Origin of the sequence: Asticcacaulis excentricus CB 48 (assembly GCF_000175215.2) — a bacterium.
Taxonomy (GTDB): domain Bacteria; phylum Pseudomonadota; class Alphaproteobacteria; order Caulobacterales; family Caulobacteraceae; genus Asticcacaulis; species Asticcacaulis excentricus.
Genome location: NC_014816.1, coordinates 709,178 through 721,534, shown reverse-complemented (window position 1 = coordinate 721,534; position 12,357 = coordinate 709,178). Strand labels below are relative to the sequence as shown.

The window sequence follows — 12,357 nt, the reverse complement described above, 5'->3', positions numbered from 1 at the left end:
TTGTTTTTTCGTGCGTTTTGCGCTATGAAGCGTGCCCCGTCCTGCAAGGGTGCTCCGAAATAGCGTCCGGCGCGCGGCTTAAGTTCCAACACAGGTTTTCCGGCCGGTCGCAGGCGCCCTCGACCGTCGTCGGCTCTATTGTCTTTCACTCAGGGCGTTTCAGAAACAATCGCACATGGAAAAAGTGCCGATGACCGTCGCGGGCTACCAAAGCCTTGACGACGAACTCAAGCGTTTGAAGTCGGTGGAACGTCCCGCCGTTATAGCGGCGATTGCCGAAGCGCGTTCGCACGGCGACCTGTCGGAAAACGCGGAATATCACGCGGCGAAGGAACGTCAGGGCTGGATCGAAGGTCAGATCGCGGAGATCGAGGACAAGATCAGCCGCGCTCAGGTGATCGACGTTTCGAAGCTGTCGGGGAACCAGATCAAGTTCGGCGCGACCGTCACCGTGGTCGATGAGGACACCGAGGAAGAAGGCCGCTATCAGGTCGTCGGCGAGCACGAAGCCGACGTCAAGGCAGGGCGTATCTCGCTTAGCTCGCCCTTATCGCGTGCCATGATCGGCAAGGAAGTGGGCGACGTTGTGGAGGTTAACACCCCTGCCGGCGTCAAGGCCTACGAAATCCTCAAGGTCGAGTGGATCTAACGACTTTCACGTCCTGATCTGACGGTCAGGACGTGGGGATTGGAATCGACAAACTCCGGCTCGGGGCGGCCCGTCGCCGGAGTTTGGCATATTTCATACCTTCCCATCTTTGATGTGGAGGCGGGTCGCGCCAGCCTGCCATAAGGCAGGTGAGATGCGGTGGCGGGGGCTTTTTCTGTCTCCAGTTCTTTGGATTGAAGCGTGTTAACTCCTCCCGTCACAACCGAAGAGTCGCTTAAGATTCCCTCGGACCGCCCGCTGATCGTCTGGGCGGTGTCGGACGGTCGTGCCGGTATCCATAATCAGGTGCTGGGTCTGGCCGAAGCCATAGCCGCCCTCACTCCGACCCAGATTGTTGTGCGCCATATCCGCTATCGCCGCTTGTTTGATCGCTGGCCTACGGCACTGCGACTATGGCCCGATGTGATGCTGAAGCGCGATTCCGACCTCATCGGCCCGCCCTACCCCGACATCTGGATTGCCGCCGGGCGCGCCACTTTACCCCATTCGCTGCGCATGCGCCGCCGCTCTCAGGGCAAGACTCTGGTGGTACAGCTTCAGGACCCGCGCCTACCTTCCGGACGGTTTGATATGGTCATTGCACCGAAGCATGACGAGGTGAAGGGCGAAAATGTGCTGCCCCTTCTGGGATCGACTCATCGTGTCACGCCGGAACGCCTTAGCCGTGAGGCAGCACACTGGGCCGAAAGCCTGTCGAAATTCAGGGCCCCGTTTATCGCGGTCCTGATCGGCGGTCGCTCCAAAAGCCACGACATATCACCGGCGCGCGCCGAAACCCTCGTCCAGCAGATTCGAGCGGCCGTCAAAGGTAAAAAGACCACTCTGCTGCTCAGCGTGTCGCGTCGCACCCCGGATGCGGCCCGCGCTATTCTGACGGAGGGGCTTAAAGACCTCGACGGCATCATCTATGAGGGCAAAGGCGACAACCCCTATTTCGCCTTCCTCAACGCCGCCGACCACATCCTCGTCACCGAGGATTCGGTGAACATGGCCACCGAAGCCGCCGCGACGGGCAAGCCGGTGCACATCCTGCCCATGGATGCGCGCGGCACGGGCGCGAAGTTCGGTCGCTTCCATCAGGGACTTCAGGAGTATGGCGCTGCCCGTCCGTGGTCCGGGGAACTGCGCTTCTGGAAATACCCGCCGCTGAACGAGACAAACCGCGCTGCCAAAGCCGTACTGGCGCTATATAATCAAACGCATCCCGACGAAAATCGTTAACAGCCCTTAACGGAGGGATGACAAGGCGACAGCCGGTCATTATCTAAGTGGCCAGTTTACCCCAAGATAGAATCGAATCTGCCATGACCACGCCCCGTACTGTTCGTTGTGCCATCATCGGTTCCGGCCCGGCGGGCTGGACAGCGGCCATCTATGCCGCGCGGGGCCTCTTGCATCCGGTGGTGTTTACCGGACCGCAGACCGGCGGACAGCTTACCATCACCACCGACGTCGAAAACTATCCGGGCTTTGCCGAGGTCATACAAGGCCCGTGGCTGATGGATCAGATGAAGGCACAGGCCGAGCATATGGGCACTGAGGTCATCACCGATATTGTTGTCAAGGCCGACCTCAGCCAGCGTCCCTTCCGCCTCGAAACAGACGCCGGGAATGTCTATCTGGCCGAAACCGTCATCATTTCGACCGGCGCTCAGGCCAAGTGGCTGGGTCTTGAATCCGAAAAGACCTATCAGGGCTTCGGCGTGTCGGCCTGCGCCACCTGCGATGGGTTCTTTTACCGCAACAAAACGGTGGCTGTGGTCGGCGGCGGCAATACGGCGGTCGAAGAGGCCCTGTTCCTCACCAAATTTGCCTCCAAGGTCTATCTGATTCACCGCCGCGACTCTGTGCGCTCGGAAAAGATCCTGGCAGAGCGCATGTATGCTGAACCGAAAATCCAGCCGGTTTGGAACTCCGCCATTGACGAAATTCTGGGCGAAACCAATGAATTCGGAGGGGCCAGCGTCACCGGTGTGCGCCTGAAAAACGTCCATACGGGCGATACGCACGAACTGCCGCTGGATGGTGTCTTCGTCGCCATCGGCCACGCGCCCTCTTCACAACTGTTCCAGGGGCAACTTGAAACAAATGCCGGCGGGTATCTGAAGGTCGAACCCGGAACCCCGAAAACCGCCATCAAGGGCGTCTTCGCCGCCGGCGATGTAACGGACGACGTCTACCGTCAGGCGGTCACGGCGGCCGGTATGGGGTGTATGGCAGCGCTGGAAGCCATCCGCCTGCTGGCCGAAGAGGACCACCATCGTCAGGACGCCAAGATCGGTGCGTGGTAAGATTTGGCAGCATGTCTTCACCACGAAGAACACGAAAAGCCAAATGCGTTGCCAAATGCGTTGCCAAATGCGTTGTATGAAAGCCTCGGGCGAAGCGCTTTGAAATTCGCCCCAGAACGAGGCTAACAGCCCTTCAGGTGAGCACGCTCCGACTCTACTCTTTTCGTGTTTTTTGTGGCCATCACGTCCAGACACTGCGCGTGATTTGACTCACGCAGGCTTTTGCGCTTTTAGCTGCGGCTTAAAAGAAGGCCCCTGTCTGTGCAAATTCAGTTCACCCGTCGTTTTTCCATGGCTCACCGGTTGCGCGCCGACCGTTCGTCGAAGTGCGCGACCCCGCATGGCCATAATGAATTCGTGCGCGTGTCACTGAAGGCCAAATCGCCGGATACGGTAAAGTGGGGCCAATCCAACTACGCCCAGAGCTTTGATGCGCTTAAGCGCGACTGGCATCGCTTCGTCGATGAAGCGCTCGATCACGCCTTTCAACTTGGCGCCGATGACCCGCTGATCGGCTTCTTTCAGGCGCATGAGCCCGATCTTCTGCCGCGTCTGCTGATCATTCCGGGCGACCCTACGACCGAAGCCGTAGCATTAGCCCTCTATCACAAGCTGAACGCCATCTTGTCCGCTCAAGTGCCGGACTTTGAGTGCGTGCGCTTTGAAATCGAAGAAACCCCGACCAATACGGTCATCCTGACGCCCGAAGACCTCATCCACGGCCCGCGTCTGGCCGACTGGTGTCATCGAGCCGATTTGTCGATCAACGACCTCTTGCCACCCGAAGACTGGCAGAAAAAGAGCGACCCATGCCTTTGATCAGCCGCCATGTCTTTGTCGAAGGCCTGAAGGTCGAAGCCGCCATCGGCGTCTACGACTACGAGCACGGTCGCACCCAACCCCTGATCATCGATGCCGATATCCGTATCGGCCTGCACTTGATCAAGGGCCTGAAAGACACGCTGAACTACGAAATGGTCGGCAATCTGGCACGTGACCTTATTGCGCGCGGTCATATCAAGCTCGTCGAAACCCTGGCTGAGGACCTGGCAGAGGCTGTGCTGGCCCTGCCGCAGGCCGAGGAGGTGCGCATCCGCATCTCCAAACCCGAAGCTCTGGCCGATGCCGAACGTTCAGGCTGCACGGTGGTGATGCGCAAATGAACCATCTGGCGCATCTGAGCCTGATGGCCCACTATAACCAGTGGATGAACGCCAAGCTGCTGGAGCTGATGGCGGCGCATCCCGAAGCCGATTTTCACACCAATACGAAAGCCTTTTTCGGCTCGGTATGGGGAACGCTCAACCACCTGATCGTGGCGGACTTGCTTTGGATGGGACGTTTGAGTGGCCATGCGACCGGCTCTGCGCTGTCGGCCGCCAAGGCCCTGCCGCAGCCCAGGGGCCTGAATGATACGCTGTATAGTGAACTGAGCGCCTTTGCACCGGTGCGTAGAGAAATGGATGATCTCTGGCTCAGCTATATCGAGAGCCTAAACGAGGCCCATCTCGACACGCCCGTCACCTATCGACGTGTGAATGGCGATGCCCATACCAAGCCGCTGGGGCTGGTGCTGAGTCACGTGTTCAATCACCAAACGCACCACCGGGGGCAGATTACGACGCTTTTGTCGCAGATGGGGCTTGATATAGGCGTGACGGACGTGCTTGTTCTGGTACCCGAACTGGATCCGGATTTAAAATGACTGTGCCCGCCACCCGCACCAAACTCAGCGACACGACGATCATCCCCATCGTCAACTATCTGCTGTTGTTTTTCCTGATCGTCGGCGGGATTTCGGGCGTCATAGCCATCACCCTGATATACCTGTTTCAGGACGATGCGCCCGACTGGCTGAAGACCCACTATGCCTTTCAGAAAAAGACCTTCTGGGTGGGTATCGGGGCCTTCGTGCCACTGGTTGTGCTGCTGACTTCACCGATTATGTCGAGCATGGTGCTGGGCGGTGTCGTGCTGATCCTCGTCTTCGCCCTATTCCTGTGGATCGTAGGCCGTTGCACTTTGGGCTTCAACCACGTCTTCCACAAACGCCCGATCCCCAATCCCAAGAGCTGGCTGGTTTAACCTATTTGGGCGGGCCCGGCTCACGGCCAGCCATATCGAACAGGTTGAAGCTGACGTCACCGCCGGGCAGGGTCACATCGCCGGGCTTCTGATCGGCCTTGCAAGCGCCGAGACGTTTGGATCTAATCGTCATGTTGACCACGCGGTTCATATGCGCCAGCGAGGCTCCCGTTGTCTGAGACCGCAGCGTCATTGTGTAGTCGCGCGTATAGTCGCCGGTGATGCTACCCGAAACCTCCATCTTACCGCCCGACCCCATGTTGCATTCAGCGAGGATGCCCCACGAACCGTCGTCCAGATGGCTAACCGCCGTATTGCGGCAGCGATTGCCATTAAGATCAGTGCCGGTAATGCCCAACTCCTTCTCGGTGGCCGCGTCGAGGCAGATGCGCATGGTCTGGGCCTGACTTTCCGAGCCCTCTTCGCTGAGCGTCGTTTCCCACAGGCCGGGCTGACGCGTCGGCAGCGGCTCCTGCGGTTTGGCCGGGGGTGCGGCCACAGAAGCCGAGGCTGGTGTGGGCTCAGGCGCGGGGGGCTGTTCTTTTTTGCCACAGCCAGACATCAGCCCGACAACGGCAAGCCAAGAGAGAACCACACCTGACTTTACATACGCCGCCATGTCCTGTGCATCCCTGTCCCGAAATGGAAGTCACAGATGTAAGCGTAAAACCCCAGACAGGCGAGTCGAATTATGAACCTTATTGCCGCAGGACCTGCAAAATACAGGTTCAAAGGCTCTTTTTGGCGACGATGCGTAGCGTTTGCAGCGTGCGCGGCAGTTCGTCAGCCAAACGGCGGCTAAGTTCACGTGCACCCACCGGATAGGCCTCGCCACCTTCGGCGATTTCATGCGCCATCTTGGCCGTCGCATCGATCAGGATTTCCAGCTCGGAAATCTGTTCACGTGCCAGCGACTTGGCCTCTTCCTGAAGGCGACGCACGCGCTGGGTGCGGCTTTCGCGCGCCGAAATCGTCGCATCGACCAGCGATTGCAGGCTGTTCGTATTGTTTAGCGGTACAGGCACGACATTAATGACCTCATGAGCGGGCTCGCCCATGCCCCCCATCATCTCGGCTTCGATCACGCCCCCCTTCGCCGAGGGTGGCACCACATTCAATCTGGTTCTACGCATATCACACCCCAACCTCTTCTCTATGCGCCCCGGATGTCGTTACACAGCCAAATTGAAACGTGACGGGGACCCAACCAAGAGTTATGCACAGGCCGGACCACAGAGTGAGGCATTTCGTCGCGAAAATCCAGCCGGTTTCGTTTCAAACTGGCACATTTTCGTAACAGGGGCGTGACACACAATCCTCAGTACAGGATTGAGACGCTTCAGAAGCGATCTGGCAATAAACTTATGTCGCAGGGTCCCCAATCATGTCCTTGGCGAACTCCAGATCGAGCAGCTTAAGACGCTTGATTTCGTCGCGCATGCGAGCCGCTTCTTCGAACTCCAGATTGCCCGCCGCCTCGCGCATGCGCGTCTCCAGGTCCTTGAGCGTCGCCTGAAAATTGGAACCCAGGAAGGGTTTGGAGTCCTTTGCCGCCACGCCCACTGGCACCTGTACCCTGTCAGCCTTTTCGTAAGGACTATCCAGAATATCGGAAATACCGCGCTTAACGCTTTCCGGCGTGATGCCGTGTTCGGCATTGTAGGCCATCTGCTTTTCACGGCGGCGGCTGGTTTCGGCCAGCGCCCGTTCCATCGACCCCGTCATCTTGTCAGCATAAAGAATGACACGGCCTTCGACGTTACGCGCCGCCCGCCCGATGGTCTGAATGAGCGAGGTCTCCGAGCGCAGGAAGCCCTCTTTGTCGGCATCGAGTATGGCCACAAAGCCACATTCGGGGATGTCGAGGCCTTCGCGCAGCAGGTTGATCCCAACTAGGACATCAAACGCGCCAAGGCGCAGGTCGCGGATAATTTCGATACGCTCAAGCGTGTCGATATCAGAGTGCATGTAACGCACGCGGATACCCTGTTCGTGCATATATTCGGTCAGGTTTTCCGCCATCTTCTTGGTCAGCACCGTGACCAAAGAGCGATAACCGTTCTTCGCGACTTCGCGCACCTCAGCAATCACGTCATCGACCTGATTGGCACCACCGGTCGAAACAGGGCGGATTTCGACCGGCGGGTCGATCAGGCCGGTCGGGCGGATTACCTGTTCGGTAAACACGCCGCCCGTTTGTTCCATCTCCCAATTGCCCGGCGTGGCCGAAACGTGGACGGTCTGAGGCCGCATTGCCTCCCACTCCTCAAACTTGAGCGGGCGGTTATCCATACAAGACGGCAGGCGGAAGCCATATTCAGCCAGAACAGACTTTCGTGCAAAGTCTCCGCGATACATGCCGCCGATCTGCGGCACGGTGACGTGGCTTTCATCGACAAACAGCAAAGCATTTTCCGGCAGGTATTCAAAGAAGGTTGGCGGCGGCTCACCCGGTGCCCGTCCGGTCAGATAGCGCGAATAGTTTTCGATACCCGCACAGGCCCCTGTGGCTTCCATCATCTCAAGGTCAAAAGTGGTCCGCTGCTCAAGGCGTTGCGCCTCTAGCAGTTTACCCTCGGCATGAAGCTGATCCAGCCGCAGTTTCAGTTCCGCCTTGATGCGGTCGATCGCCTGACGTAGCGTCGGGCGCGGCGTCACATAGTGGCTGGCGGCATAGACTTTGAGGTCTTTTAGGTCCGCTGTCTTCTTGCCGGTCAGCGGGTCGAACTCCGTCAAGGCCTCTATCTCATCCCCAAACAAGGACACCCGCCAAGCGCGGTCTTCGTAGTGGGCCGGGAAGATTTCGATGACGTCACCGCGGCGGCGGAAAGTCCCTCGCTCAAAGGCCGCGTCATTGCGTTTGTATTGCAGCGCCACCAGATCTGCGCGTAACTGCGCCTCGTCGATGGTCTGCCCCACTTTCAGTTCAAAGGTCATCGCCGTATAGGTTTCGACCGAACCGATACCGTAGATGCACGACACCGACGCCACCACGATTACGTCATCGCGCTCAAGGATGGCGCGCGTCGCTGCGTGGCGCATACGGTCGATCTGTTCGTTGATCGACGAGTCCTTCTCTATATAAGTATCCGTACGCGGCACGTAGGCTTCGGGTTGGTAGTAGTCGTAGTAGGAGACAAAATACTCAACCGCGTTTTCCGGAAAGAAGGCCTTGAACTCACTATAAAGCTGCGCCGCCAGCGTCTTGTTATGCGCCAGAATCAACGCCGGTCGCTGCGTCTGCTCGATCACCTTGGCCATGGTGAAGGTCTTGCCCGACCCGGTGACGCCGAGAAGCACCTGGTCACGCTCTGCTGCATTTGCCCCTTCGACCAGCTCCGCAATGGCCGCTGGCTGGTCCCCAGCCGGTTCATAGGCCGAATGCAGCACGAAACGCCGCCCGCCCTCCGACTTTTGCGGCCGGTCGGGGCGGTGCGGCGACCACAGAGCGGGCGGGAAGTCCTGCGCGCCGACATCGGCGGCGTGACAGCGAACATCTTCGAAAATGAGGCGAGCGAGATGAGAACGGTTCATGAACACAGCATAGCGTCCTGCGAAAAAATGAAAAGGGGCGACCCGCGGCTTTTGCGCGCCACGGCCGGATTGGCTGTTTGGCGCGCTTCAAGTTTTCGTGACACCCTACCTGAGGCGGATTCATTCGGGATTCCAGTGCCTTGAAACCACCAATTTAAGATAACGCCGTTCTATACATGTCAGCATTTCAGTTTCACTTTTGCGTAACGTCAGTAACCTTCGTTAAATTGTAATTATCGCAAAACCGAAAGGCACATTCATGAATATCGTAAGAAAATAGCGGTCAAGCTTATCTCTTCAATACTTCATAAAATAAAAAGTCATTGCGGGGCACATCTTGATAAAAAATAGGCATTGCGTGAGAAATTTTCTCACATGCTCCCCCTCTGAACTGATGCTCTTTTTAGGCGATTGGCGCGTAAACACATTTTTGCCACATTTCTGGCTATAAGACGGGCCGTCGACGGACACCAGCTTAGGTGCTTCGTCGGCTCCGGCGCCCCCGGAAGGCTGCGTTTTCGTCTCGTGAAACGGCCTGATGCATTCTATAGAATGTATGGTGGGGTTGCCCTCTGTCAGGGAGCGCGGTGCGCTCTCGTTACTGAGGACAAGACACCTTTGGGTCTGAACCTGTCTCTTACGCGCCGTCAGATGCGCCTGTTGACCGCCGCGGGCGGCTCCAGCCTCATGCTGACAGCTGCATTCGGCTCCGCCTGGTTAGGCGGTAAGCTGACGCGCGACGCGCAAATCCGCGAACAGGCCGAAAGCCTGATGAGCCTGAATGATCACTCCTATGGTGCGGATCGTCTGCGCCACATGGACGGCCAGAAGAGCGTCGCCGCGCTTCAGGACGATCTGGACCGCCGCGCCATCGCGCTTGTTATGCGTCATGAATCCTATACCTCGCCTGTGGCCACGATGCGTCTGCGTCAAGACCGTCAGCGCACCGACCTGTTTGCGTCTCTGGTCGGCCCGGCCCGCGCGCACAAGGCCGAAGCCGCCTCCGCACCGGTGCTGAAAGCCAGCCTCGATCTGGGCCTGATGCGCGCGCCGTCGCGCACGGCCCCGGCCTCGCCCTTTGATCTCAAGAACCGCTCCGCCTCCGACCTCGATTGCCTGACTCAGGCCGTCTATTACGAAGCGCGCGGCGAAACCGATTCCGGTCAACGCGCCGTGGCTCAGGTCATCCTGAACCGCGTGCGTCACCCCGCCTACCCCAAGACCATCTGTAATGTGGTCTATCAGGGCGCGGTGAAGCGCACCGGCTGTCAGTTCAGCTTCACCTGCAACGGCATCATGTCCAACCGCGTCGAAAGCTGGGCGTGGAAGCGCGCCCGCACCATCGCCGAAGATGCGCTTGATGGTTATGTGATGAAGTCGGTCGGCGCTTCGACCCATTTCCACGTTCTGGGTATCTCGCCCGATTGGTCCGTGCGGATGCAGCGCACCGCCACCATCGGTAATCACGCCTTCTATCAGTTCTCCAGCCGTGGCGCGCAGATGCTGGCCGCGGCGGATCAGGTCCGCCCTTCGGCGGCGCCAACTCTGGAGCAGGTGAACGAGACGACGGAACCCTCTGCCCTACCCGCGGCCCCGGTGGAGACCAAGGCCTCTGACGCCCTCACCCATCTGCGGGACGCCAGCAAGGATAGCGCTGTAAAGGCCGTCGCGCTGTCGTCACAAGTTAAGGGCGAGGACGCTCAGACGCTCACCCAGGCCGTGAAAACGGCAGCGCCGGCGAAGCCTTAACCGGGCGATTTTCTGAACGAAAAAACGACATCACAGCGCCGAGGTTCAACCTTAGGCGCTGTTTTCATTAAGGTTACCGCCGTTTTATTGTAAGACGAAAAAAATCACGGATGTTAGGGTTTCAACAACTATGTTCTGACACCCTACCTGCCAATCCGGGATTTGCGGAAGCGTGGTGAGTCGTGCCTGTAGTTGGATCACGCACCGAGACCCCAGAAAAACCATTTCTCCGTGCGGCCCTCAAAACACCGCAACGGAAAAGCAGACACTAGATTGTCAGGGGCCATAATGACTAAGTCGAAATCTGCCGGCGGCAAGCTGAGCATCTCCAACCTGTCCTTCACGCTGAAGTTCATGACTCCGGCCGCCGTCGCTACTGCGCTGATCGTCGCGCTGGCCTTCGGGGCCGTAACCGTGATGAACACGCAAGGCAAGGCGATCGAAAACATCAATACCCAGAGCCTCCCGGCCGTTCAGGCCATGGGCGACATCAAGTCGGCCATTAAGGAAGCCAATGGCCAGCTGTTCCGCGCCATGACCGATCAGGCGTCGGGCGCTGGCACCAATGCCGATCAGAAGGTCGCCCTGGTCGTGCAGGACCTTGGTAAGATCGAAACCAGCATTAAGGCAATGGCCGGTGCCACCAGCGACGCCACCAAGAAGAAAGACCTCGAAGACCTTGGCAAGGAGGTCAAGACCTATAAGGAAGCCGTGGAATTCGCCGGCTCGGTCATGACCGTCGATTTCCCCTCTGTCGCGCCGCTGATGTCGCAGTTCGACGAAGGCTACGCCAAGATGTCGCAAATCTCGGACAAAATCATCGCCGGTCAGGTCGCCCAGGCTAAGGCAGACGCCGAAGCCGCCCGTACGGCACAGACCGCTGGCATCTCCATGCTGACCGTCTTCGCCGCCATCATGGCTGCCCTGTCCTGCGGTATCGCGTTCGTCTTCTCGCGCGCTACGGTGACCGGCATCAACCGCATCGCCAAGACCACCGAAGAACTGGCACGCGGCAACCTGAATGTGGACATTCAATCGCTGGCGCGTGGCGATGAACTGAAGTCGGTCGTAGACAGCCTCAATGTCTTCAAGGCCAATGCCGAAGAAAAGCTGCGTCTCGCCGAAATCGAAGCCGCCACCATGAAGACCCGCGAAGAACGCGCCCGTCAGATGTCGGAACTGGCCGAACGCTTCCGCCACGAGGCTCAGGACATGCTGGACGCCTTGTCAGCCGCCGCCTCGGACCTCGACGCCAACGGCCGTACGCTGCTAACCATCGCGCAGGAAAACGAGCGCCGTTCGCAATCAGCGGTCTCCTCGATCCGCAACTCGGCAGACAACGTGCAAAACGTCGCCTCGGCGACCACCGAACTTTCAGCGTCGATCGGCGTGATCGGTGATCAGGCCGTCCGCTCGGTGGAGATCGCGGCTGAAGCCGTGTCGGAAGCCGACAAGACCAACGACTCGATGGTCGAACTGAGCCGCGCTGCCGATCAGATCGGCGAAGTGGTTGACCTCATCAACGCCATCGCCCAGCAAACCAACCTGCTGGCGCTGAACGCCACCATCGAATCGGCGCGCGCTGGTGAAGCCGGTAAGGGCTTCGCGGTTGTCGCCTCGGAAGTGAAGTCGCTGGCTCAGCAAACAGCCAAGGCCACCGACGAAATCCGCGAACGCATCAAGGACATCCAGACGGCTGCCCAGAACGGCGTCTCGGCTATCCGCGGAATCGGTGCCACCATCAAGCACATGAACGAAATCGCTTCGTCCATCGCCGACTCGGTGCACCAGCAAGGCGACGCGACCAACGAAATTGCCCGCAACGTCAACGAAGCTTCGGACGGTACCACCACCGCTTCCACCTCCGTATCGCAACTGTCGGCCTCGGCCGCGGATACGGAAAAAGCTTCGACCGAGATGCTGGGTGCCGCGCGTCAGCTGACACAACGCACGGAAGCCATGAGCGAGAATATCCGCCGCTTCCTGGCCGAGTTGACCGCCGCGTAAATCCAACGCCGCAATCCAGCC

Annotated in this window: 12 protein-coding genes; 9 read left to right on the top strand and 3 right to left on the bottom strand. The window is 58.8% G+C overall.

Features of this window, described 5'->3' with window-relative positions:
• Positions 1-175 precede the first annotated feature (175 nt).
• The 7 genes from greA (at position 176) to ASTEX_RS03335 (ending at position 5,046) form a co-directional block, all read left to right on the top strand.
• A complete protein-coding gene (gene greA / locus ASTEX_RS03365; RefSeq protein ID WP_041658489.1) occupies positions 176-649 on the top strand; it encodes a transcription elongation factor GreA in 474 nt (157 codons plus the stop codon).
• Between the two features lie 201 nt (positions 650-850).
• Positions 851-1,891, top strand: a complete 1,041-nt coding sequence (locus tag ASTEX_RS03360; RefSeq protein ID WP_013478199.1) for a mitochondrial fission ELM1 family protein — start codon at positions 851-853, stop codon at positions 1,889-1,891.
• 83 nt (positions 1,892-1,974) lie between these two features.
• On the top strand, positions 1,975-2,961 hold the full coding sequence (gene trxB, locus ASTEX_RS03355; protein ID WP_013478198.1) for a thioredoxin-disulfide reductase: 987 nt from the start codon (positions 1,975-1,977) through the stop codon (positions 2,959-2,961).
• A 261-nt stretch (positions 2,962-3,222) separates the two neighbouring features.
• Entirely contained in the window at positions 3,223-3,780 is a 558-nt protein-coding gene (locus ASTEX_RS03350; RefSeq protein ID WP_013478197.1) for a 6-pyruvoyl trahydropterin synthase family protein, read from the top strand.
• Positions 3,771-4,124, top strand: coding sequence for a dihydroneopterin aldolase (folB, locus tag ASTEX_RS03345; RefSeq protein ID WP_013478196.1), 354 nt, complete (start codon positions 3,771-3,773; stop codon positions 4,122-4,124). The genes ASTEX_RS03350 and folB overlap by 10 nt, the downstream gene beginning before the upstream one ends.
• Complete coding sequence (locus ASTEX_RS03340; RefSeq protein ID WP_013478195.1) at positions 4,121-4,666, top strand: DinB family protein; 546 nt, start codon at positions 4,121-4,123, stop codon at positions 4,664-4,666. Before folB ends, ASTEX_RS03340 begins: the two co-directional genes overlap by 4 nt.
• Positions 4,663-5,046, top strand: a complete 384-nt coding sequence (locus tag ASTEX_RS03335) for a DUF4870 family protein (protein WP_013478194.1) — start codon at positions 4,663-4,665, stop codon at positions 5,044-5,046. Before ASTEX_RS03340 ends, ASTEX_RS03335 begins: the two co-directional genes overlap by 4 nt.
• A 1-nt stretch (position 5,047) precedes the next feature.
• On the opposite strand, the gene ASTEX_RS03330 is transcribed toward ASTEX_RS03335, so the two are convergent.
• The 3 genes from ASTEX_RS03330 to uvrB all read right to left on the bottom strand — a co-directional run bounded on the left by ASTEX_RS03330 (position 5,048) and on the right by uvrB (position 8,580).
• The gene (locus ASTEX_RS03330; protein WP_013478193.1) at positions 5,048-5,665 is read right to left on the bottom strand and encodes a DUF3617 domain-containing protein; all 618 of its coding nucleotides are present in this window, start codon (positions 5,663-5,665) and stop codon (positions 5,048-5,050) included.
• Between the two features lie 109 nt (positions 5,666-5,774).
• Positions 5,775-6,179, bottom strand: coding sequence for a hypothetical protein (locus ASTEX_RS20800; RefSeq protein WP_013478192.1), 405 nt, complete (start codon positions 6,177-6,179; stop codon positions 5,775-5,777).
• Between the two features lie 229 nt (positions 6,180-6,408).
• Complete coding sequence (uvrB, locus tag ASTEX_RS03320; protein ID WP_013478191.1) at positions 6,409-8,580, bottom strand: excinuclease ABC subunit UvrB; 2,172 nt, start codon at positions 8,578-8,580, stop codon at positions 6,409-6,411.
• A gap of 651 nt (positions 8,581-9,231) precedes the next feature.
• Between uvrB and ASTEX_RS20795 the strand changes: the two genes are divergently transcribed.
• Together ASTEX_RS20795 and ASTEX_RS03310 are read left to right on the top strand one after the other, a co-directional pair.
• Positions 9,232-10,329, top strand: a complete 1,098-nt coding sequence (locus ASTEX_RS20795; RefSeq protein WP_065757487.1) for a cell wall hydrolase — start codon at positions 9,232-9,234, stop codon at positions 10,327-10,329.
• 288 nt (positions 10,330-10,617) lie between these two features.
• A complete protein-coding gene (locus tag ASTEX_RS03310; protein WP_013478189.1) occupies positions 10,618-12,336 on the top strand; it encodes a methyl-accepting chemotaxis protein in 1,719 nt (572 codons plus the stop codon).
• Positions 12,337-12,357: the final 21 nt, after the last annotated feature.

Bases quoted from the DNA above. Each gene is read 5' to 3' on its own strand.
- ASTEX_RS03340 (WP_013478195.1), top strand. From the start codon at position 4,121: ATGAACCATCTGGCGCATCTGAGCCTGATGGCCCACTATAACCAGTGG.
- greA (WP_041658489.1), top strand. From the start codon at position 176: ATGGAAAAAGTGCCGATGACCGTCGCGGGCTACCAAAGCCTTGACGAC.
- trxB (WP_013478198.1), top strand. From the start codon at position 1,975: ATGACCACGCCCCGTACTGTTCGTTGTGCCATCATCGGTTCCGGCCCG.
- folB (WP_013478196.1), top strand. From the start codon at position 3,771: ATGCCTTTGATCAGCCGCCATGTCTTTGTCGAAGGCCTGAAGGTCGAA.
- ASTEX_RS03330 (WP_013478193.1), bottom strand. From the start codon at position 5,665: ATGGCGGCGTATGTAAAGTCAGGTGTGGTTCTCTCTTGGCTTGCCGTT.
- uvrB (WP_013478191.1), bottom strand. From the start codon at position 8,580: ATGAACCGTTCTCATCTCGCTCGCCTCATTTTCGAAGATGTTCGCTGT.
- ASTEX_RS03310 (WP_013478189.1), top strand. From the start codon at position 10,618: ATGACTAAGTCGAAATCTGCCGGCGGCAAGCTGAGCATCTCCAACCTG.
- ASTEX_RS20800 (WP_013478192.1), bottom strand. From the start codon at position 6,179: ATGCGTAGAACCAGATTGAATGTGGTGCCACCCTCGGCGAAGGGGGGC.
- ASTEX_RS03335 (WP_013478194.1), top strand. From the start codon at position 4,663: ATGACTGTGCCCGCCACCCGCACCAAACTCAGCGACACGACGATCATC.
- ASTEX_RS20795 (WP_065757487.1), top strand. From the start codon at position 9,232: ATGCGCCTGTTGACCGCCGCGGGCGGCTCCAGCCTCATGCTGACAGCT.